The sequence below is a fragment of the Cereibacter sp. Soil_C_27 genome, assembly GCF_057657095.1.
In genome coordinates this window covers 915,498-935,306 of the sequence record NZ_JBDGJD010000002.1, presented here as the reverse complement: position 1 = coordinate 935,306, position 19,809 = coordinate 915,498, and the positions used below count along the sequence as shown (strand labels likewise).

19 protein-coding genes are annotated in these 19,809 nt (G+C 69.5%); 11 read left to right on the top strand and 8 right to left on the bottom strand.

Annotation, left to right across the window (positions count from 1 at the left end; all coding sequences use genetic code 11):
• The first annotated feature begins 83 nt into the window (after positions 1–83).
• Positions 84–1,136 (top strand): EF-P lysine aminoacylase EpmA, encoded by a 1,053-nt coding sequence (epmA, locus tag AC3A5Z_RS11585; protein ID WP_487519490.1) that lies wholly within the window; start codon positions 84–86, stop codon positions 1,134–1,136.
• A gap of 6 nt (positions 1,137–1,142) precedes the next feature.
• Here the strand turns inward: epmA and AC3A5Z_RS11580 are convergent, their stop codons facing one another.
• Complete coding sequence (locus AC3A5Z_RS11580) at positions 1,143–2,639, bottom strand: alpha/beta hydrolase (RefSeq protein ID WP_487519489.1); 1,497 nt, start codon at positions 2,637–2,639, stop codon at positions 1,143–1,145.
• A gap of 272 nt (positions 2,640–2,911) precedes the next feature.
• Here AC3A5Z_RS11580 and AC3A5Z_RS11575 point away from each other — a divergent pair, with 272 nt between their 5' ends.
• The gene (locus AC3A5Z_RS11575; RefSeq protein ID WP_487519488.1) at positions 2,912–3,556 is read left to right on the top strand and encodes an L-fuculose-phosphate aldolase; all 645 of its coding nucleotides are present in this window, start codon (positions 2,912–2,914) and stop codon (positions 3,554–3,556) included.
• Positions 3,557–3,677: 121 nt separating this feature from the next.
• Entirely contained in the window at positions 3,678–4,448 is a 771-nt protein-coding gene (locus AC3A5Z_RS11570) for a CPBP family intramembrane glutamic endopeptidase (RefSeq protein WP_487519487.1), read from the top strand.
• On the opposite strand, the gene AC3A5Z_RS11565 is transcribed toward AC3A5Z_RS11570, so the two are convergent.
• A complete protein-coding gene (locus AC3A5Z_RS11565) occupies positions 4,445–5,269 on the bottom strand; it encodes an FkbM family methyltransferase (RefSeq protein WP_487519486.1) in 825 nt (274 codons plus the stop codon). The two genes, AC3A5Z_RS11570 and AC3A5Z_RS11565, sit on opposite strands and share 4 nt — an antisense overlap.
• 303 nt (positions 5,270–5,572) lie before the next feature.
• On the opposite strand from AC3A5Z_RS11565, the gene AC3A5Z_RS11560 reads away from it, so the two are divergent.
• On the top strand, positions 5,573–5,779 hold the full coding sequence (locus AC3A5Z_RS11560) for a cold-shock protein (RefSeq protein ID WP_487519485.1): 207 nt from the start codon (positions 5,573–5,575) through the stop codon (positions 5,777–5,779).
• 68 nt (positions 5,780–5,847) lie between these two features.
• Here the strand turns inward: AC3A5Z_RS11560 and xth are convergent, their stop codons facing one another.
• Positions 5,848–6,618, bottom strand: coding sequence for an exodeoxyribonuclease III (gene xth / locus AC3A5Z_RS11555; RefSeq protein WP_487519607.1), 771 nt, complete (start codon positions 6,616–6,618; stop codon positions 5,848–5,850).
• A gap of 89 nt (positions 6,619–6,707) precedes the next feature.
• Between xth and AC3A5Z_RS11550 the strand changes: the two genes are divergently transcribed.
• Entirely contained in the window at positions 6,708–7,994 is a 1,287-nt protein-coding gene (locus AC3A5Z_RS11550; protein WP_487519484.1) for an anaerobic sulfatase maturase, read from the top strand.
• On the opposite strand, the gene AC3A5Z_RS11545 is transcribed toward AC3A5Z_RS11550, so the two are convergent.
• From AC3A5Z_RS11545 to AC3A5Z_RS11535, 3 genes are all read right to left on the bottom strand, one after another.
• Positions 7,985–9,532: a phospholipase D-like domain-containing protein gene (locus tag AC3A5Z_RS11545; protein ID WP_487519483.1), complete on the bottom strand. Its 1,548-nt coding sequence runs from the start codon at positions 9,530–9,532 to the stop codon at positions 7,985–7,987. The genes AC3A5Z_RS11550 and AC3A5Z_RS11545 overlap by 10 nt on opposite strands.
• Positions 9,529–10,257 carry an endonuclease/exonuclease/phosphatase family protein gene (locus AC3A5Z_RS11540; RefSeq protein ID WP_487519482.1) on the bottom strand — a complete coding sequence of 243 codons (729 nt, stop codon included), beginning with the start codon at positions 10,255–10,257 and terminating at the stop codon, positions 9,529–9,531. Before AC3A5Z_RS11540 ends, AC3A5Z_RS11545 begins: the two co-directional genes overlap by 4 nt.
• 101 nt (positions 10,258–10,358) lie before the next feature.
• Positions 10,359–10,679, bottom strand: a complete 321-nt coding sequence (locus AC3A5Z_RS11535) for a phasin family protein (protein WP_487519481.1) — start codon at positions 10,677–10,679, stop codon at positions 10,359–10,361.
• A 105-nt stretch (positions 10,680–10,784) separates the two neighbouring features.
• Between AC3A5Z_RS11535 and AC3A5Z_RS11530 the strand changes: the two genes are divergently transcribed.
• Positions 10,785–12,272: a bifunctional aminoglycoside phosphotransferase/ATP-binding protein gene (locus AC3A5Z_RS11530; protein ID WP_487519480.1), complete on the top strand. Its 1,488-nt coding sequence runs from the start codon at positions 10,785–10,787 to the stop codon at positions 12,270–12,272.
• 214 nt (positions 12,273–12,486) lie between these two features.
• On the opposite strand, the gene AC3A5Z_RS11525 is transcribed toward AC3A5Z_RS11530, so the two are convergent.
• Positions 12,487–13,431 (bottom strand): DUF6635 family protein, encoded by a 945-nt coding sequence (locus tag AC3A5Z_RS11525; RefSeq protein WP_487519479.1) that lies wholly within the window; start codon positions 13,429–13,431, stop codon positions 12,487–12,489.
• Positions 13,432–13,583: 152 nt separating this feature from the next.
• Here AC3A5Z_RS11525 and AC3A5Z_RS11520 point away from each other — a divergent pair, with 152 nt between their 5' ends.
• The 5 genes from AC3A5Z_RS11520 to AC3A5Z_RS11500 all read left to right on the top strand — a co-directional run bounded on the left by AC3A5Z_RS11520 (position 13,584) and on the right by AC3A5Z_RS11500 (position 18,347).
• On the top strand, positions 13,584–14,942 hold the full coding sequence (locus AC3A5Z_RS11520; RefSeq protein ID WP_487519478.1) for an acyclic terpene utilization AtuA family protein: 1,359 nt from the start codon (positions 13,584–13,586) through the stop codon (positions 14,940–14,942).
• On the top strand, positions 14,935–15,237 hold the full coding sequence (locus AC3A5Z_RS11515; protein ID WP_487519477.1) for a DUF4387 family protein: 303 nt from the start codon (positions 14,935–14,937) through the stop codon (positions 15,235–15,237). Before AC3A5Z_RS11520 ends, AC3A5Z_RS11515 begins: the two co-directional genes overlap by 8 nt.
• A 160-nt stretch (positions 15,238–15,397) precedes the next feature.
• Complete coding sequence (locus AC3A5Z_RS11510; protein ID WP_487519476.1) at positions 15,398–16,351, top strand: tripartite tricarboxylate transporter substrate binding protein; 954 nt, start codon at positions 15,398–15,400, stop codon at positions 16,349–16,351.
• Between the two features lie 24 nt (positions 16,352–16,375).
• Entirely contained in the window at positions 16,376–16,846 is a 471-nt protein-coding gene (locus AC3A5Z_RS11505; RefSeq protein ID WP_487519475.1) for a tripartite tricarboxylate transporter TctB family protein, read from the top strand.
• A 1-nt stretch (position 16,847) separates the two neighbouring features.
• The gene (locus tag AC3A5Z_RS11500) at positions 16,848–18,347 is read left to right on the top strand and encodes a tripartite tricarboxylate transporter permease (protein WP_487519474.1); all 1,500 of its coding nucleotides are present in this window, start codon (positions 16,848–16,850) and stop codon (positions 18,345–18,347) included.
• 4 nt (positions 18,348–18,351) lie between these two features.
• Here AC3A5Z_RS11500 and AC3A5Z_RS11495 read toward each other — a convergent pair whose 3' ends face one another.
• Positions 18,352–19,809 (bottom strand): aldo/keto reductase, encoded by a 1,458-nt coding sequence (locus AC3A5Z_RS11495; protein WP_487519473.1) that lies wholly within the window; start codon positions 19,807–19,809, stop codon positions 18,352–18,354.

Sequence of the window (19,809 nt, the reverse complement as noted above, 5' to 3'; positions counted from 1 at the left end):
TGGCCGCGCGGATTAGGCAGCGCGGGCTTTGGTCCCGCGCCTACCCCATCCGATCCGAAATTTCCAGCCGAAAGCCGCCCCGCATGACAGCCTCCGCCGATTCCGCCGCATGGTGGCAGCCGCATCGCCACGCCGACCGCCGCCCGCTGCTGCTGGCGCGCAACCGCATCCAGCAGGGGCTGCGGCTCTGGCTGGCGGGGCAGGGCTTCACCGAGGTCGATCCCGTCGCGCTGCAGGTCTCGCCCGGCAACGAGGCGCATCTGCACGGCTTCGCCACCGAGGCGATCGGCAATGACGGGCAGGGGCGGCGGATGTACCTGCACACCTCGCCGGAATTCGCCATGAAAAAGCTCCTGGCGGCGGGCGAGACGCGGATCGCCGCCTTCGCCCATGTCTGGCGCAACCGCGAGCGCGGCGTGCTGCATTCGCCGGAGTTCACCATGCTGGAATGGTATCGCGCGGGCGAAGGCTACGAGGTGCTGATGCAGGATTGCGCGGCGATGCTGCGGCTGGCGGCGGAAGCGGCGGGCAGCCGGATGCTGCGCTTCCGCGAGGCGAGTTGCGATCCATTCGCCGAGCCGGAGCGGCTGAGCGTGGCCGAGGCCTTCCAGCGATTCGCGCGCATCGACCTGCTGGCGACGGTCGATGCGGCGGGCGAACCCTCGGCGGAGCTGTTGCGGGCGCAGATGCAGGCCGCAGGGCTGAAGGCGGCGGCGGATGACACCTGGTCCGACATGCTGAGCCGGGTGCTGGTGGAAAAGGTCGAGCCGCATCTGGGTCATGGCCGCGCCACCATCCTCGACCGCTATCCGGTGGCCGAGGCGGCGCTGGCGCGGCCCGCCGCCGACGATCCGCGGGTGGCGGAACGTTTCGAGCTCTATGCTTGCGGGGTGGAGCTGGCCAACGGGTTCGGCGAGCTGACCAACCCGGAGGAGCAGCGCCGGCGCTTCGGGCTGGAGATGGACGAGAAGGCGCGGGTCTATGGCGAGCGCTATCCGCTGGATGAGGATTTCCTCGCGGCCTTGGCGCAGATGCCCGCCGCCAGCGGCATCGCGCTCGGCTTCGACCGGCTGGTGATGCTGGCCACCGCCGCGCCGCGGATCGACGATGTGATCTGGGCGCCGGTCGCTCCCTGAGCCTGCTCAATAGAGCAGCGTCGATTGCGCGCTGAACAGCGGCGTCGAGGCGGCGATCGACCAGGCGAGGATGATCCCCAGAGCCAGCCCCAGCGTCAGCGGGCCGGAGCGCGGCGCCGTCCAGCGCGCCATCAGGCCGAAGACGAGGAGGAACAGCAGGAACACCGGGATGACGGTGAAGAGCAGCCCCATCTCGGCTGGCGCTGCGAACATCGTCGCCGCCAGCGCCACCAGCGGCACCAGCGCCAGCAGCCCGCGGCGCCAGAGCGGCGCGCCATGGGCGAGCAGGCATTTCGCCAGCATGAAGGGCAGGGTGCCCGCAGCGAGCAGCAGCATCAGCGGCAAGCGCGGTCCGGTCGGCAGGAAGGCCGCGCCGTAGCGGTCGAGCGCCAAGGCGAAGGCCCCGAGCGCCCAGAATAGCAGGAGGCCGAAGGCGGCGGGATCGAAGCGCAGCGGCAGGCGCATGAAATGCCGCAGCACCGCCAATTGCAGCCCGCCCCAGACGCCGAAGAACAGCGCCAGCCGCCCGAAGGCGGCAAAGCCGAGCACCGGCTCGGTGAAGGCCAGCGCGGCAGCGGCGGCGGGCAGCGCAGGCAGGATCAGCAGCGCGAGGAACAGCCTCGGGCTGACCTCCAGCGCGGGCGTGGGGCGGGAGGGCAGGAGCTGGGCGAGCGGACGGTAGAGCGCGACGATGGCCGCGAGCAGCAGCGCGATCCACGGGCCGGTGAAGGCCAGCGTCCGAGAGCGCGGCAGGTTGGCGGCCTCGGTCAGCCAGTCGCGCGTCTCGCGCAGGGTGGTGGGGCTCCAGAGCACGCCCACATGGCCGACATAGGGCGCCGAGACCGCGCGGCGCCGCACCCCGCCGCTGCCGACCGTCTGGCCCTCTTCGGCGAGTGCGATCTGGGCGACAGCCTCCAGCGCGACCTCGCGCAGCCGGCCTTCCTGCGCGCCCGAGACGATCAGCAGCCGGGCCGGATGCGCGGGTGTGATGACATCGGAATACATCGAGATCAGCGCCACCGTCTCCACCTCCGGCAGGTCGCGGGCGCTGCGCACGAGGATATCGGTCGCCATCGAGTGACCGAGTAGCGCCGCGGGCCCCGTCACCCCCGGCAGCGCTTCGGAGGCGGCGATCACCGCCTTGGTCTGGGCGACGAGTTGCACGGTGGTCCCCTCGATCACCGTCACGTCGGGCGACATCCCCAAGGGGCTGCGGCCCTGACCGACGAAGTCGAAGGACACCACCGCGAGCCCCGCCCGGGCCAGCGTCAGCGCGATCGACTCCATCATCTGCCGCGATCCGGCGAAGCCGTGGGCGATCACCACCAGCGGGCGCGGCGTAGCATCGTCGAGCCGGTAAAGCGTGGCGCGGGTGTCGCCGATGGCAAGATCACGCCGCTCGATCCCCCAGCGCGCGCCTTCCAGCATGACCAGCGAGATCAGCACCATCAGCACCGCGATCGAGGCGAGGGCGAAGCTGCGGCGGCTCTGACGGCTGGACACTGGCAACACTCCCACGGAAAGCCCACGGGATCAGCTTGTTCAGAGAGGCCGCGATATGGCAAGCGGCTCGGGCGGCGCGGCCGCGTTTCGGATCGGGCGCCGCAGCATGCCTGCCCTGCCTGCACAGCTTCCCACCACCCCTTGGCTCCCCGCCGACCTCGCGGATCCTTCAGGACACCCCCCAACCGTCCTTGGGGCCAGCGCGCTTTCGCCGGTTTGACGGCGCGGCAGGGCTCGCCTATCACCTCGGGGGCACAGCGGGAGGGCAGGCGATGGACGCGGCGGAACGGCAGAAGCGCGAGGAGATCATCCGGCATTGTCTGGAGATGAACCGCTCGGGGCTCAATCAGGGCACCTCGGGCAACCTGTCGCTGCGCCACGGCGAAGGGCTGCTGATCACCCCGACGTCACTGCCCTACGAAGGGATGCAGCCCGAGGACATCGTCTTCCTGCACATGGACGGCACGGCGGAGGGGCGGCACAAGCCCTCGAGCGAATGGCGTTTTCACCGCGACATCCTGCGCGACAAGCCCGAAGTGAACGCGGTGGTCCATGCTCACCCGACCTATTGCACCATCCTCGCCATCATGAACCGCGAGATCCCGCCGGTGCATTACATGGTCGCAGCGGCGGGCGGCTCCACCATCCCCTGCGCGCCCTATGCGATCTATGGCTCCGAGGAGCTGTCGCAGAACGCCCTTGCGGCGCTGAAGGACCGTTCGGCCTGCCTTCTGGAGCATCACGGGCTGATCGCCACCGGGCGCAGCCTGCCGCGCGCCATGTGGCTGGCGGTGGAGGTCGAGGCGCTGGCGCGGCAGTATCACGGCTGCCTGCAGATCGGCGAGCCGCGGCTCCTGAGCGACGCACAGATCGCCGCGGTGTTGGAGAAGTTTTCGGGCTACGGTCTGGCAGGCTGAGGTCCGACCGCCCGGAAACCGCGCGCGGCACGCATTTGTGCGCGCCCGTGCGGCCGAGACGGGTTGCAATCCGGTGCCGAATCTTACGGACTCTGCCCGAGGAAAAAGCAAGGAAACCCGGATGCCCCTTCAGACCAACCGGATCGCTGTTGCCCTGATCGTGCTGCTGCTCTGGGCGCTGGTGACGGTGGTGGCCGGCAACTGGATGACGCGCGAGTATTCCTCGCTGCTCGACGTGGTGACGCAGGGGCCGGTGCCGTCCTTCGTCGCGGCGGTGACGCTGCTGATCGTGGCCAGTGCGGTGCTGCGCTGGGAAGGGCTGGGGCTGGGCCCGGCGCATCCCTGGCAGTCGCTGAAGATCATGCTGCTGCCTTCGGTGTATCTCGTGCTCTTCCTGTCGATCGCCGTGGCACTCGGCCTGCCGCCGGTGATGATGATCGGCTCCATCGTGCTGAACTGCCTGCTGGCGAGCTTTTCGGAAGAGGTGATGTTCCGCGGCATCCTGTTTCAGGGGCTGCGCTCGCGGCTGGCGATCTGGCCCGCCGTCTGGATCACCTCGCTGCTCTTCGGCGCCATCCACAGCCTGAACGTCTTCTTGACCGGCGAGCTGTCGCAGGCGCTGGTGCAATCGGTGGCGGCGGTGATGAGCGGGGTGCTGTTCATCGCCATGCGGCTGCGCACCGGCTCGCTCTGGCCGCCGATCCTGTTTCATGCCGCGTGGAACGCCAGCACCTTCCTGATGGTCGCCGCCGCCGGGGGCGGCTCGGCGCCGCCGCCCGAGACGAGCGGTCTGGCGCTGGTGGCGCCGCTTCTCTTCGTGCTGCCGAACCTGCTCTACGGGCTCTACCTGCTGCGCGACATCGACTATCGCTGCGCAGGCCGGACCGCCTAGGCCGGGGCGACGCTCCACGTCGGGATATGGGCGTAGATGCGCGCGGTATAGGCCTGCAGCGCGGCCATCGCCTGATCGGCGAGCGCCGGATCGTCTTCGGGCAGCGCCACGAGGTAATGCGGCTTCCAGCAGGGCCAAGCCGCCGTCTGCCGGTCGAAGGCCGTCCCGAGGATGTCGACCAGCCGGTATCCGCAGCGCTCGAACAGGGCGAAATAGGCATCGTAGCCCACGCCGAACAGGCTCATGTAGCGCGGGATATGCTCGAGACAGATCACCGGGCGATCCGAGCGCAGCCGCTCCTCGGCCCCCGAGAGAGCCCCGTATTCACCGCCTTCGAGGTCGAGCTTGATGAAGCGCAGGCGCCGACTGCCGGTCTCCAGATCGTCGATGCGCACCTGCGGCACACGGATGCGGTCGATCTGGGTGAGGGCGGGCGGGACGTGCAGCGAGGACCGCCCGGGATCGCTCAGGGCGACGGAGAACTCCAGATCCTCGGTCCCGGCGCCAAGGGCGGCGAAGAGCGGGCGCACGGGCGGCGACGGGAAGCGGTCTCGCAGGCAGGGAATCATCGCGGGATTGGCGTCCACCGCTATGACGAGACCCCGCTGCTGCACCCGCCCGGCCATCGGCCCGGTGTGCCTGCCCTGATTGGCGCCGCCGTCGATCGCGGCGTCTCCAGGCTGCAGACAGGCGGTGTAGATCGCCTCGATCGTGCCCTCGTAGGACCAGTCGAGCGGATGCGCCGAGGCGGGCCAGGACTGGAACGGCGCATGGAAATCCGCCATGGCATCCATCGATGAAAAAGCGCGCAGGGCCCGCATCTTACCTCCTACCTTCACAGGTGCCGGGAGCGGCACGGGCGAGAGACTTTCGCGCATGGGAGCGGGGGGCAAGCCCTATCCGGGACCTGCGGCGATATGCGGGGGTGCGCGATCCGCCGCCGCCGGGCGGGCCCGGAAAAAACTAAATTCGGGAAAGGGTTGTGTAACGGGGCGATATGACCCATGTTGGTCGGGCAAGATGTTTTCCGTCGACCCTTCTGATCCTCACGGCCCAGTTGCGATGTGACAAGGCTGAGCCAAACCGCCGCATTCCGCGGGTGGACCCAAGAAGGAGATCTCACGATGGCCAATGGCACCGTGAAATGGTACAACGCAACCAAAGGCTTCGGCTTTATCGCTCCGGCGAACGGCAACCGTGACGTGTTCGTGCACGCCTCGGCTCTGGAGCGCGCGGGCATCCGCGAGCTCGCCGACGGTCAGGCCGTGACGTTCGACATCGAATCCGGCCGTGACGGTCGTGAGTCGGCGATGAACCTCGCTCTCGCCTGATTTCGTCAGGTTGCACGATCTGAAACGGGGGTGGCGCAGGCCGCCCCCGTTTTTCTTTGCGCCGCAGGTCAGTCCTTCAGCGTGATCCAGGCGGGGGCATGGTCGCTCGCCTTCTCCCAGCTTCGCACGGCGCGGTCCACACCCGCCGCCGTCAGCCGCCGCGCCACCTTGGGGCTCAGCAGCAGGTGGTCGAGCCTGAGCCCCGCATCGCGGCCGTAGGCGTCGCGGAAGTAATCCCAGAAGGTGTAGATCCGCTCCTTGGGGTGCTTCTTGCGGATCGCGTCGGTCCAGCCCTGGGCGACGAGCGTCGCATAGGCCTCGCGGATCTCGGGCAGGAACAGCGCGTCCTTCTGCCAGCGCTCGGGCTTGTAGACGTCGAGCTCGGTCGGCATCACGTTGAAATCTCCCGCCAGCACCGCAGGCAGCTTCTGCGCCAGCAGATCCGCCGCATGGGCCTGCAGCCGGGCGAACCACTCCCGCTTGTAGTCGAGCTTCGGCCCCGGCGCGGGATTGCCGTTGGGCAGGTAGAGACAGCCGATCAGCAGCCCGTTCACCGCCGCCTCGATGTAGCGCGACTGGTCATCCGCCTTTCCCGGCAGGCCGCGCCGGGTCTCGACCGGCTCGCTCCCGCGGGCGAGGATGGCGACGCCGTTCCAGCGGCTCTGCCCGTGCCAGACGGCGCCATAGCCCGCCTTCTCCAGCGCCGCGGCGGGAAACTTCGTCTGCGGCGCCTTCAGCTCCTGCAGGCAGACGGCATCGGGGCGGGCCTCTTCCAGCCAGCGCAGCAGGACGGGCAGGCGGCCATTGATGCCGTTGACGTTGAAGGTGGCGATCTTCATGGGCATGAGATAGCACGCTGCGGCGCGAGGTCAGCGGCGGGCGGCGATGCCGCAGCGACGCCGGGGGAGGGCGCGGCTAGGTATAGCCCATGACCCGCCCGTTCCACATCATGGCCAAGCCCGCCGGGCCGCGCTGCAATCTCGCCTGCGACTATTGCTATTACCTTGAGAAGGAGCCGCTCTTTCCCGACCGCCGCCTGCGGATGGGACGCGAGGTGCTGGAGCGCTTCGTGTGCGGCTACATCGACAGCCAGAGGGCGGCGGGGCTGGGCGAGATCTGGTTTGCGTGGCAGGGCGGCGAACCCGCCCTCATGGGGCTCGCGTGGTTCCGCGAGCTGGTGGCGCTGCAGGTGCGACACTGCCCGCCGGGGCACCGCGTCCGCAACGCGCTGCAGACCAACGGCACTCTGATCGACGCGGAATTCGCGGCCTTTCTTGCCGAGCACCGCTTCCTCGTCGGTGTCAGCCTCGACGGCCCGCCCGGGCTGCACGACCGCTACCGCCGCGACCGGCGCGGGCAGGGCTCTGCCGAACGGGTGCAGGCGGGGCTGGACGCGCTGCGCGGCGCGGGGGCCGAGGTCAACCTGCTCTGCACCGTGAACCGCAGCAACGCCCGCCACCCGTGCGAGGTCTACCGCCATCTGCGGGGGCAGGGCCGGTTCCTGCAGTTCATCCCGGTGGTGGAGCGGCTGGCCCCCGACGGCAGCCTTGCCGGGCCGCCGCAGCCGGGCGACGAGGCCTTGCCCCCGGCGCCGTGGAGCGTGTCGGGCAGGGACTATGGCCGGTTCCTTTGCGCCGTCTTCGACGATTGGCTCAGGCAGGATGTGGGGCGCATCCATGTGCAGCTTTTCGACATGGCGTTGGGGGTCTGGCTTGGCCAGCCAGCCTCGCTCTGCGTCCATGCCAGGACCTGCGGCGATGCGCTGGCGCTGGAGCAGAACGGCGATGTCTTTGCCTGCGATCACTACGTCTATCCCGCGCACCGGCTCGGCAACCTGACCGAGACGCCGCTGGCAGATCTGGCCGCAAGCCCCGCCCAGCGGGCTTTCGGCGCCGCCAAGGCCGATGTGGCGGCGGCCTGCCGGGCGTGCCCGTGGCTCGCGCTCTGCTGTGGCGGCTGCCCCAAGCACCGCAGCCTGCCGCCCGATGCCGAGGGGCGGCGGCGGAGCGTGCTCTGCGACGGCTACCGGATGTTCTTCGCCCACGCCGCGCCGTATCTCGCGACCATGGCGCGGCTGATCCGCGCCGGGCAACCCGCCTCCGCGATCATGCCGCTCCTCGCCCGGGCCGAGACGCGGGAGGGCATGCCTGGGCGCAACGCGCCCTGTCCTTGCGGTTCGGGGCGGAAATTCAAGCATTGCTGTGCTCAGAGATAGCTCTGGATCGGCAGATGGCCGACGACCCACGAAATCGCACGCAGCGTCAAGGGCGACTCCGGCTCGAACTTCGCCTGTGCCGGACGACCGCCGCGCAGCACCGACCAGCGCATCCGACCCTCGTCGAGCGACAGCGTATGCGCCTGATCCGGAGCGATCTGCCGCTCGAACATCTCGGTCAGCTCCGCCACCAACTGCGGCTCCTCGAAGAGGATTCCGAGCTCGGTATTCATGAAGGCCGAGCGCAGGTCGAAGTTCAGCGAGCCGACCACCGCCTGCCGACCGTCGATCAGGAAGACCTTCGTGTGCAGCAGATCGCGCCGTCCCGTGGGACGGACCGGCGGGCAGAATTCGTGCATCTCGGCCCCGGCCTTCAGCAGCGGCAGCCGGTAGTGGCGGTAGGCGCCATGCACCAGCACCATGTCCGTCACCGCCAGCGCATTGGTCAGGATCGACAGCCGCACCCCGCTCGCGGCGATGTCCTCGAGCATCTTGCAGCCCTCGTTGCCCGGCACGAAATAGGGCGTGATGAAGCGGACCTCGTGCTCGGCGGCCTTCAGGAGCGCGTTGATCGCATCCGACATCCAGGGCGACGTGCGCTGCCCCAGCGCCTTGTCCGGCGGATCGGCCAGGAGCGTGATGCTGTCGGTGAAGCGCAACCCTTGGGTCAGCAGCGCCAGGTGCCGCCCCTCCATCGTGCGCATGACGAAGCGCCGCGCCGCCGCCGAGCGGTTGTGGCGCGCCATGCGGCGGTGGAACGAGCCCATCTTGACCTTGAACTTCGGCCAGAGCGTCAGGATCGGCAGCGCCAGACCGAGGTTCCAGTAGCTGTCGAACAGCGCCTCCACCTCGGCCACCTTGGGGCCGGTCAGCATGATGTCGGCATCGCGCGACATCGGCTCGCCGCCCTCGTAGGCATCGAAATAGGTGTCGCCGATATTGCGCCCGCCAAGGATCGCGAGCCGCCCGTCGACGATCCAGGCCTTGTTGTGCATGCGGCGGTTGAAGCGGGACAGGCCCAGCATCATCTCGAGCAGCCGCCGGACGGCATGGCCGCGGTTGCGGGTCGGGTTGAACAGCCGCACCTCGACATTCGGGTGCTGGTTCAGCGCGAGGAAGGAACGGTCGAAGCCCTGCACGTTCACGTCGTCGAGCAGCAGCCGGATGCGCACGCCCCGATCCGCCGCCGCCAGAAGCTCGGCCAGGAGCAGCCAGCCCGTCGTGTCGGTGCGCCAGATGTAATACATCAGATCGAGGCTGCGCCCCGCTGCCGCCGCAGACAGCGCGCGCGCGGCAAAGGCGTCATCGGCCTCGAGCAGGTTCTTAAGCGCGGAGCGCCCGGGTTCCCCGGCCTCCAGCGGGTCGAAGAGGAGGTCGAGTTGCGTTGCGGGGCCGCTGCGCGGCAGAGCGGTCGTCACCGAGCCCCGTGCCTGCCGGGCAAAGCGTCTCCAGGACCGATAGGTCAGCACCGACAGGATGGTGACCGCCAGCGCGGTCCAGATCAGCCAGAACAGCGCGTCGAGCCCGGTGTCGATCATGAGCCGGTCATCTGCTGCGGCGCGATCAGCCGGAGCCGCGCCTTGATCGGCAGATGGTCCGACGCCTTGCGGGCCAGAGGCGAGTCGTGCGGCGTCACATCGTGCAGCTGCGCCAGCGAGCAGGTCATGATCCGGTCCAGCGCAAGCATCGGATAGCGCGAGGGAAAGCTGCGCACCGAGGCCGAGGTGGTGAAGTGCCGCGACAGATGGGTGAGCGAGGTCGCCCGCACCCGCCACTCGTTCAGATCGCCCATCAGCAGCGTCGGCCGCGGCTCCAGCGTGTCGAGAAGCTCCAGAAGCGCGCGGGTCTGCGAGGCGCGCGAGCCGGGAAGAAGCCCCAGATGCGCTGCGATCACCCGGATCGGGCTGCCCTTGACGACGAGATCGGTCATCAGCGCGCCCCGCGGCTCGAAGCCGGGCAGCACCACCTTGCGCACCTCCTCCACTTCGCCGCCGCGCACCAGCAGAAGGTTGCCGTGCCAGCCATGCGCCAGCCCCATCCGGCCCTCGATCTCCACCGGCTCGAGCCCCGACTCGCGCTTCAGCGCCGCGAGGTCAAGGAGGCCCGCCCGGTCGCCGAAGCGGCGGTCGGCCTCCTGCAGCGCCACCACATCGGCGTCAAGCTCGCCAATCACCGCGGCGGTGCGCATCAGGTCGCGGCGCCGGTCGGTACCGACGCCCTTGTGGATGTTGTAGGAGGCAACGGCGATATCGCGCTGGGGCATGGGCAGGCTTTCATCGGCAGGAAGAACGTGGCCTTCCGATATAGGAGCCCATTCCGTCTATGCAAAACCCGCAAGCCCGTGCCACGGTTCCGCCGCCCGGCTCAGCCGAGCTTGATATGCACCATCTCGTCCAGCGCCCGCGCCCCGATATCGACGATCCGCCCGGTCTCGGCGGTATACTGGTCGATGGCACGCTGGAAGAACTTGGCCCGCACCTGCGCCAGCTCCGGCAGGCTGCGGCAATGCAGCATCTGTTGCTGCGTTTCGAAATCCTCCCTGATACGCTCGGCGAGGAAGGACAGGATCTCGCTGCCGAGCGCGCTCCAGCACTCGACGAGGGCGGCATTGCTGACGTGCAGCCTCGCCCCGGCGCCGGACCAGGTCGGGGATTCTGCGGTGGGGGATGGGTTCGCGTCGGTCATCGGTCGGCTCCTCTCCTTCGGATGATGCGCGGCAAGGCGCCGAGTCTGGCAGCGCCCCCGCGCGCGGTCATTGATCGGGATCAACGCCGGGCGGGGAGACGGACGATGGACAGTCAGCACGAGACGGTGGCCTTCCTGCGCACGACCCTCGGGGCAGGTGGCGAGAAGGTCGATCTGGTCGAGACGCATGGCGCGCGGATCTTCCTTGCGGGCGAGACCGCGCTGAAGATGAAGCGCGCGGTGGTCTACGACTACATGGATCTCTCGACGCTGGCGCGGCGCGAGGCGATGCTGCGCCGCGAACTGAAGCTGAACCGCCCCGCCGCGCCCCAGATCTACCGCGATCTGCTGGCGGTGACGCGCGGGCCGGAGGGGCTCAGTCTGGGCGGTGCGGGCGAGCCGGTGGAATGGCTCCTGCGCATGTGGCGTTTCCTTGCCTCTGACGAGCTGGCGGTGATCGCCGCGGAGCGCGGCATCGACGATGCGCTGGCGACGGCGCTGGGGCAGGGGGTGCAGCGCTATCACCGCGCCGCTCCCCTGCGCCCCGGAGAGGGGGCGCGGCTGATCGGCGACATCCTCGACGAGCTGGCCCGGGTCTTCGCCGGGATGCAGACCGAGCTGGGCGCGGATGCCATCGCCGCCTTCGACAGCGCCGCCCGCCGCAGCCTCGCGGCGCTTTCGTCGCTGCTTCACCGGCGCGCGGCTGAGGGCCATGTGCGGCGCTGCCACGGCGATCTGCATCTGGGCAACCTCGTGCTGATCGAGGGCAAGCCCGTGCCCTTCGACGCGCTGGAATTCGACGAGCGGCTGGGCACCTGCGACGTGCTCTACGATCTGGCCTTCCTGCTGATGGACCTCTGCCACCGCGGCCTGCGACAGGCGGCGACCATGACGCTGGCGAGCTGGCTGCTGGAAGCGGCAGGCGAGGAGGACGCCGGCCTCGCTGCCCTGCCACTGTTCCTCGCGGTGCGGGCGGCGATCCGGGCGATGGTGCTGGTGCAGACCGACCGGGCGCGTGGCACCGAGGCGGCAGGTCCCGAAGCGCAGCAGCTTCTGGCCGAGGCGCTGGAGGCGCTGAGCCCACCCCCCGCCCGGCTAATCGCGGTCGGCGGGCGCTCGGGCAGCGGCAAGACGACGCTCGCGCGGCGGCTGGCCCCGAAGATCGGCGCCTGCCCGGGCGCGGTGCATCTGCGCAGCGACAGCGAGCGCAAGACCGAAGGCCAGCCGCCTGCCGCCTACAGCCCCGAAGACCGTGCCCGGATCTACCGCCGGATGCTCGCCCGCGCCGAAACACTGCTGCGCGCCGGCCATGCCGTGCTGCTCGACGCTACTTTTCTTGCGCCGGAGGACCGGCAGGCCGCCGCCCATCTCGCCCGAAGTCTGCAGCTTCCGTTCCACGGTCTCTGGCTCGAGGCCCCGCGGGAAACCCTCATCGCCCGCGTCACCGCCCGACAGGGCGACGCCTCGGATGCCGATGCGACGGTGGTCGCATCCCAACTTGCCCGCGCCTCCGACCCTGCCGACTGGCAGCCCCTCGACGCGGGCTCCGACCTCGAGGCAACCCTCGCCGCCGCCGAAGCGGCGCTCACCTGAGCCGCATTGCCATAACCGAAAGACCGGACCTGCGCCTTCTTCCTGATCCGATTGCTCTTGCCGACAGCCTCCGACGCCGGGCCCTTCTGGGCGGTCGGATGTTCGGAGACCACCCGGCCCAAGGCGACGGCAGCGCCGGGCGAGGGGGCTCGATGCCCCCGAGGCCGGCTCCTCCGGCAGAGGTCGGACGCCTCCGGCAGCGTCAGAAAAAGCCTCAGCCGCGGAACAGCCGCAGCGTGGCGAGGCCGGCGTCGGCGAGGTCGAGCAGGCGGGCGAAGTAATGCTCGCGCGCGGCGAAGGCGCGGCGGCCGCTGCCGGTGAATTCGTCCTCCAGCGCGTCGATCAGCCGGAGCAGGCGGCGGCGGTGGATGCCGAGCGCGGTCTGCACCGGATCGGCGATCACCCCGGCGAAGGCGGCGGCGACCGCGCCGGTGAGCATGAGCCCGAGGATCACCGCGCCGGAGAGGACCGGCGAGGCGCTGGCGGGGAAGAGGCCGTACCAGACGGACCCGAGCAACCCGCCCAGCGGGAAGGCCGCGAGCGCCGCCTGCTGCGCGAGGATCGCGGCCAGCGCCGGGGCGAGAGAGACCATGCCCGGTGTCAGCGCCTGGAAGGCGAGCGCGCCGACGCCGAGCGTGCCCATCGCCGTGGTCATCTCGGCCACGGCGGCGCGGGTGCTGCTGTATTCCCCGAGGGTCCGCGCCACCCGGGTCTCGATCCCGGCCTCAAGTCGCTGCGCGATCAGCGCGCGCAGCGCCGGCTCGGCCAGCATCGCCTCGGCCAGCGCATCGCGCTCGGAGCGGCCCTCGGCATCGGCCCAGGGGAGTTGCAGGAGATCGACGACGATGCGGCGCTCGGTGGCGCGGGCGACATCGGTGGGCAGAAGAAAGCGTCGCCGCCCGAGCCAGCCCGCCACGCCCTGCCACCCGACCGCGCGGGCGGCGAGGCTGCCCAGCCGCGTCAGGATCAGCACCGGGGCCAGCATCACGTTGAGCGGCGCGCGCAGGATGTCCCAGCCGAGCGCACGGCGGTGCAGGCCAAGCGTCCCGCGCAGCCCGAAGGTGCGGGCGACGAAGCCGGGCACCATGGCGCGACGCGCGGCGAAGTAGCCTTGCGCGGCGGCGATCAGGGCGGCATCGGCGGCTTCGGTGCGGGTCATGGGGTGCGGCTGTTGGGGCTGAGGGAAAGATGGGGTCGGGCGGCGGCTTCGGCAAGCCGGTCTCTGCTGGACAAGGGCCGGGCGTTTGTGCAGGCTCTGCGGCGTATCCGGTGACAGCGGTGGGCGCGGCATCAACCAGCGAGGGCAGCTCGATGACACGGGTTCTCATTCCGACCGGGGCACTCGGCCTTGGCTATGACAAGGCGGCGCTGGCGCGTGGCATCGGCAACCGTCCGGCGATCATCGCCGTCGATGGCGGCTCGACCGACAGCGGGCCGTCGTATCTGGGGCGGGGCGTGTCGAAATATTCCCGCGCCTCAACCAAGGCCGAATGGCGCGGGCTGATGGAGGCGCGGGCCGAGGCCGGGGTGCCTCTGGTGATCGGTACGGCGGGCACCTGCGGAGCCGACAGCGCGGTAGACTGGCTTCTCGACATCACGCGCGAGATCGCGGCGGAGACCGGGCAGCGGCTGCGGGTGGCGACGCTGAAATCGGGCCAGCCGGTCGGCCGGGTGAAGCAGGCGCTGGCCGAGGGCCGCATCGCGCCGCTGAACCCTGCTCCGGAGATGACCGAGGCGCTGCTCGACGACTGCACCAACATCGTGGCGCTGGCCGGGGCCGAGCAGATCGCGGCGGCACTGGCGACGGGGGCGGATATCGTCATCGCCGGGCGCACCACCGACACGGCGATCATCGCGGCGCTGCCGCTGATCAATGGCGACCATGCGGGCGGGGCCTGGCACGGGGCCAAGATCGGCGAATGCGGGGCGCTGGCCACCACCCATCCGATGACCGGGGTGATCCAGATCGATTTCGACGCGGATGGTTTCACCGTCGAGCCGATGGCCGAGGTGGCGGCGGCGACGCCCTACACTGTCTCGGCGCATATGCTCTACGAGAATTCCGACCCGTTCATCCTCTACGAGCCGGGCGGGCATCTCGACGTCACGGGGGCGAGCTATCATGCGCTCGACGCGCGGCGGGTTCGTGTGGAGGGCTCGCGTTGGGTCACGGGCCGCTACACGGTGAAGCTGGAGGGCGCGCGGATCGCGGGCTACCAGTCGGTCTGCCTCGCGCTGCTGCGCGAGCGGCGCTATGTGCGCCATGCGCGCGAATGGGCGGCGGATGTGCAGAAGCGGGTGACGGCGCAGATCATCGAGCGGATGGGGCTCGCCGCGGAGGAGTTCACGCTGGAGCTGCGGCTGATCGGCATGGATGCGACGCTGGGCGATCTGGAAAATCGCAAGGAGCTGCCGGTCGAGGTGGGCGTGCTCGGCATCCTCACCTGTCCGACCGAGGCGCAGGCGGCAGAGGCGGGCAAGATGCTGAACCCCTACCTGCTGCACCACGCGCTGACCGAGGACGAGCCGATGCCGACCTTCGCCTTCCCCTTCTCGCCCGCCGAGATGCAGCGCGGGGCGCTCTACGAATTCTGCCTGAACCACATCATGATGCTGGACGATCCGATGTCGGCCTTCCGTCTTGAAACCCATGAGGTCGGACGTGCCTGAACTGGGAACTCTGGTCGAGAAGGTCCGCTCCAAGAATGCCGGTCCGTTCTGGCTGACGGTGGACGTGTTCTGCGGCAGCGGCCCGGCCTTCGAGCGGGTCGCGGCGGGGCTGGAGACGGCGCGGGTGGCGCGGCTCTTCGGGGTCGAGCCGCAGGACATGAAGCGCTTCGACATCCCCTCGCTGAACGTGGTGAAGCTCTCGGTGCCGCGGCCGGTGGTGCAGGGCACCCGGGCCGACCGCGACATGCATGGCGCGGGCTGGGCCGTGCTGGTCGAGGAAATGCTGATCGACTGAGCGATGGCGCCTGCGGGCCGCCCTGTCGAAGTCATTGCGTGAATGCATCCACCCCCATAACACTGTTGCTGAGACATCGTGCCACAGGCATCGTCTCCAGCCGTTCCGGGCCAACCGGACGGTCGGGCGCAGACGCCCGTGTCAACAGGGGAGGTAAGACATGATCAGATCAATGTTCGCCGCGGCGGTCGCCGTGGCAGTTTCCGCAGGGCTTCCCGCCTTCGCCGAGCCGGCCGTGGTGCTGGCGCCGGGCGGGGCGGGTGGTGGCTATGACGCGATGGCGCGTCTGCCCTTCGACGCGATGCGCGCCGACGGCATCTTCACAGACGGGGCCTCCTTCGCCAACAAGGGCGGCGCGGGCGGCACCATCGGTCTGGCCGAGTTCGTTTCGTCCAACACCGGCAACGACAATGCGGTGATGTCGATGGGGGTCATCATGATCGGCGGCATCCTTCTGAACAACTCACCGGTGACGATGGATGACGTGACCCCGCTGGTGCGGCTGACCAACGATACCGGAGTGATCGCGGTGGCGACCGACTCGCCGATCCAGACCGTCGAGGATCTGATCGCGGCGATGAAGGCCGATATCGGCTCGATCGCGGTGGGCGGCGGTTCGGCGGGCGGTGTCGATCACGTCGTCATGGCGCTCCTGGCCAAGGAGAACGGGCTCGATCCCAAGGCGATCAACTACATCCCCTACGACAGCGGGGCCGAGACGGTGACCGCGCTCGGTGGCGGCACGCTGGCCGTGGCCGTATCGGGTGTGTCGGAGTTCAAGCCGATGGCCGATGCCGGCCGCATCCGCATCATCGCCGTCACCTCCGCCGAACGCTTCCCCGGGGTCGAGGCCCCGACGCTGAAGGAAAGCGGCTCGGATGTGGTGGTCGGCAACTGGCGCGGCATCGTCGGCGCCAAGGACATGTCGGCCGAGGGCCGCACCATGTGGCTCGACCGCTTCGCCAAGATGCACGAGGGCCCGGCCTGGCAGGAGATCCTGGCCAAGCAGGGCTGGGAGGATGCCTATCTCGCCGGTGACGAGTTCGTGGCCTTCCTCGGCGAAGAGCGGACCCGTGTCGAAGCCGTCCTGAAGGACGTCGGCCTCATCCAGTAACCCGGCTTCGGGGAAGGAGACCGCATGGAACGTCCGTACTGGCTTGCGGCGGCGACGATCGGCTGGGGCGCGGTGCTGCTCTGGAAGGCGTCGGAGCTGCCGCAGTTCGACCGCTATGCCCATATCGGCCCGGGGCTGATGGTGACGGCTGTCGGGCTGGGGCTGGTGCTACTCGGCCTCATCCTGGCGGTGCAGATCCGGCAGGGCGTTCCCTTCGAGGAGCAGGGCGCCGAGGACGTGGACGAGTCGCATGGCGTCTCCTACACCGCGCTGGCCTATGCGGCGGCGGCCTGCGCGCTGCCTCTCCTGACCCTGCCGCGGCTCGGCTTCGTGCTGACGGCGACGGGCTGTTTCATCCTGGTGGCGCGGGCCTTTCGCTCGCGCCGCCCGCTTTTCGACCTGCTGATCGGGGCGGCCATCTCGCTTTTGTGCTGGTATCTGTTCCGGCTGCTCGGCGTGCAACTCGGCAGTCTCCTGCCGCTTCTGGGAGTATGACATGGACTCCCTGACCTCATTGCTCGGCGGCTTCTCCACCGCCCTCCAGCCGATGAACCTGCTCTGGGCCTTCGTCGGCACCTTCATGGGCACCGCCATCGGCGTGCTGCCGGGCATCGGCCCGGCGCTGACCATCGCGCTGCTGCTGCCGGTGACGGTGCATATCGACCCGACGGGCGCCTTCATCATGTTCGCCGGCATCTTCTACGGCGCCATGTATGGCGGCTCCACCACCTCAATCCTGCTCAACACCCCGGGCGAGAGCGGCGCGATGATGACCGCGCTCGAGGGCAACAAGATGGCCCGATCGGGCCGGGGGGCGGCGGCGCTGGCAACGGCGGCCATCGGCTCCTTCGTAGCGGGCACCATCGCCACCATCGGCATCACCTTCCTCGCCCCCCCCATCGCCGAGCTCGCCTTCATCTTCAAGCCGCAGGACTACTTCGGCCTGATGCTGCTGGCCTTCCTGTCGGTCGCGGTGGTCATGGGCGCCTCCAAGGTGCGCGGCTTCATCGCGCTGTTTCTCGGCCTGTCGCTGGGGCTGATCGGCATCGACAAGCAGACCGGGCTGCAGCGCGTCACCTTCGGCCTGCCGGACCTCCTCGACGGGGTGGAGATGACCGTCGTGCTGGTCTCGCTCTTTGCCATTGGCGAGACGCTTTATGTTGCCAGCCGCTTCGGGCTGCACCGGCCGAACCTGAACCCGCTGGCGGGCGGGATCTGGATGACGAGGGACGACTGGAAACGCTCGTGGAAGCCGTGGCTGCGTGGCACCGCGCTCGGGTTCCCCATCGGCGCGCTGCCCGCGGGCGGGGCCGAGATCCCGACCTTCCTGTCCTACACGCTGGAACGCAAGCTGACCAAGCACCCCGAGGAATTCGGTCATGGCGCCATCGAGGGTGTCGCCGGGCCCGAGGCGGCCAACAACGCCGCTGCCGCCGGAGTGCTGGTGCCGCTGCTGACGCTGGGCCTGCCGACCTCGGCCACCGCCGCGATCATGCTGGCGGCCTTCCAGAACTACGGTCTGCAGCCGGGGCCGCTCCTGTTCATCAACTCGGGCGATCTGGTCTGGGGGCTGATCGCCTCGCTCTATGTCGGCAACCTCATGCTGCTGATCCTGAACCTGCCGCTGGCCGGGCTCTGGGTGCGGCTGCTGTTCATCCCGCGGCCTTATCTCTACGCCGGTATCCTGATCTTCTCGCTGGTGGGGATCTGGGGCGTGTCGAACTCCTGGCTCGATCTGGCGATGATGGTGGGGATTGGCTTTCTCGGCTACATCATGCGGGTCTACGATTTCCCCATCGCACCGGTGCTGATCGGGCTGATCCTCGGCCCGATGGCCGAGACCCAGCTGCGCCGGGCACTGGCCATCAGGCAGGGCGATCCGCTGGTGCTGGTCTCGACGCCGCTTTCGGCGGTGATGATAGGCATCTGCCTCTTGATCCTCGTGGTGCCCGCGGTGCTGCATTGGCACCGCACGCGCAAGATCGCCGAGGCGTGATCCGCTAGGCGCGGACCACGGCCTCGGCCTCGATCTCCACCCGGTAGTCACCGATCAGGTTGCCGGCGAGGAAGGTGGTGTTGGCCGGGGGATGCCCGGCAAAGCGGCGGCCATGCGCACGTGCGGCGGCTTCGACGTCGCCCGCCTCGCGCAGGAACATCCGGGTGCGCAGGATGTCCTCCGGCTTGCCACCAAGCGCCCGAACCGCCGCAACGATTTTGTCGAGAATGTAGGTGGTCTGCGCCCCGGCATCGTCCGGTGCCACGGTCCGGTCGCGCCCATGCGTTGCCGTGGTGCCCGAGACGAGAATCCGCTCGCCGTCGCGGATCGCCCGGCAGTAGCCCGCAATCGGCTCCCATTCCGAGCCGGAGAAGACGCGGGCGCGGCCCGGCACCTCGGGGTCGGGCAGGGCGGTCAGGGCGCTCGGCATCTGCGACAGGTGGTGGCTCAGATCGCCCGAGGCGGTGAGGAAGGGCGGCTGGCGGTATTCGTCACCGCAATCGCCGGGGATCGGCGTGGTAGTGGCGAAGGCCGCGTCCAGCGCCGCGTGATCCTCGGCATCGAGGCGGAAGCCGAACAGCCGGGCATTGTCGTCGCGGTGGACGTTCTCTCCCAGCCGGGCCCCGACGATGACACCCGCGACCGAGGGATGCTCCAGCACCCAGCGCGTGGCGACGTTCGACAGCGACACGCCATGTTTCGCCGCGACGCCTGCCGCCGCGCGCAGGATGCCCTGATAGGCCTCCCAGCCGCCGGCCGCGTCGATGAAGCGCTGGTATTTCATCCGGCTCCAGTCCGGGATCGCCTCGGGGCGCGGCTGGCCCAGCCAACGCTCGGTGAGAAAGCCGCCGCAGAGCGTGCCGTAGGCCAAGAGCCGCACGTTCCGCGCCGTGCAGAGCGCGGTGAGCGCCCCCGCCGCGCGGCGGTCGATCAGCGAGAAGGACACTTGGTTGGAGACCAGCGGGATGCCGTCAGAAAGGGCAAGCCCCAGATGCGCCGCGTCGAAATTCGTCACGCCGATCTCGCGGATCAGCCCCTCCTCTCGCAGCTTCGCCAGCTCGTGCAGCGCATCGAGCCAGGCCGGATGCTCGAAACTCCACCAGTGGAACTGCAGCAGATCCACCGCCGCCACCCCCAGCCGGTCCAGCCGCTCCTGCACCCCGGCCCGGACCACCTCGGCCGTCATCGGGCCCGGGGCGGGGCACCATTTGGTGAAGGCGAGCGGCCTCTGCGCGCCCTCATGCCGCCGCAGCATCTCGCCCGTGATCAGCTCGGCACTGCCGTAGTGGTCGGCCATGTCGAAGGTGTCGAACCCGGCCGCCGCATAGTCCGCCAGCGCCTGCGCCGAGGCCGCGATGTCGGAGGGCGTGCCATCCTTCTCCTGATCCGCGACCTGCCAGAGGCCGGTGAGGACGCGGGAGATCGAGAGCTTCGGGGTCAGCGGATAGCGGTCGGGGACCAT

What these genes read in the sequence shown, in the direction of transcription:
- epmA (WP_487519490.1), top strand. Translation starts at nt 84, where the DNA reads ATGACAGCCTCCGCCGATTCCGCCGCATGGTGGCAGCCGCATCGCCAC.
- AC3A5Z_RS11575 (WP_487519488.1), top strand. Translation starts at nt 2,912, where the DNA reads ATGGACGCGGCGGAACGGCAGAAGCGCGAGGAGATCATCCGGCATTGT.
- AC3A5Z_RS11570 (WP_487519487.1), top strand. Translation starts at nt 3,678, where the DNA reads ATGCCCCTTCAGACCAACCGGATCGCTGTTGCCCTGATCGTGCTGCTG.
- AC3A5Z_RS11565 (WP_487519486.1), bottom strand. Translation starts at nt 5,269, where the DNA reads ATGCGGGCCCTGCGCGCTTTTTCATCGATGGATGCCATGGCGGATTTC.
- AC3A5Z_RS11560 (WP_487519485.1), top strand. Translation starts at nt 5,573, where the DNA reads ATGGCCAATGGCACCGTGAAATGGTACAACGCAACCAAAGGCTTCGGC.
- xth (WP_487519607.1), bottom strand. Translation starts at nt 6,618, where the DNA reads ATGAAGATCGCCACCTTCAACGTCAACGGCATCAATGGCCGCCTGCCC.
- AC3A5Z_RS11550 (WP_487519484.1), top strand. Translation starts at nt 6,708, where the DNA reads ATGACCCGCCCGTTCCACATCATGGCCAAGCCCGCCGGGCCGCGCTGC.
- AC3A5Z_RS11545 (WP_487519483.1), bottom strand. Translation starts at nt 9,532, where the DNA reads ATGATCGACACCGGGCTCGACGCGCTGTTCTGGCTGATCTGGACCGCG.
- AC3A5Z_RS11540 (WP_487519482.1), bottom strand. Translation starts at nt 10,257, where the DNA reads ATGCCCCAGCGCGATATCGCCGTTGCCTCCTACAACATCCACAAGGGC.
- AC3A5Z_RS11535 (WP_487519481.1), bottom strand. Translation starts at nt 10,679, where the DNA reads ATGACCGACGCGAACCCATCCCCCACCGCAGAATCCCCGACCTGGTCC.
- AC3A5Z_RS11530 (WP_487519480.1), top strand. Translation starts at nt 10,785, where the DNA reads ATGGACAGTCAGCACGAGACGGTGGCCTTCCTGCGCACGACCCTCGGG.
- AC3A5Z_RS11525 (WP_487519479.1), bottom strand. Translation starts at nt 13,431, where the DNA reads ATGACCCGCACCGAAGCCGCCGATGCCGCCCTGATCGCCGCCGCGCAA.
- AC3A5Z_RS11520 (WP_487519478.1), top strand. Translation starts at nt 13,584, where the DNA reads ATGACACGGGTTCTCATTCCGACCGGGGCACTCGGCCTTGGCTATGAC.
- AC3A5Z_RS11510 (WP_487519476.1), top strand. Translation starts at nt 15,398, where the DNA reads ATGATCAGATCAATGTTCGCCGCGGCGGTCGCCGTGGCAGTTTCCGCA.
- AC3A5Z_RS11505 (WP_487519475.1), top strand. Translation starts at nt 16,376, where the DNA reads ATGGAACGTCCGTACTGGCTTGCGGCGGCGACGATCGGCTGGGGCGCG.
- AC3A5Z_RS11500 (WP_487519474.1), top strand. Translation starts at nt 16,848, where the DNA reads ATGGACTCCCTGACCTCATTGCTCGGCGGCTTCTCCACCGCCCTCCAG.
- AC3A5Z_RS11495 (WP_487519473.1), bottom strand. Translation starts at nt 19,809, where the DNA reads ATGGTCCCCGACCGCTATCCGCTGACCCCGAAGCTCTCGATCTCCCGC.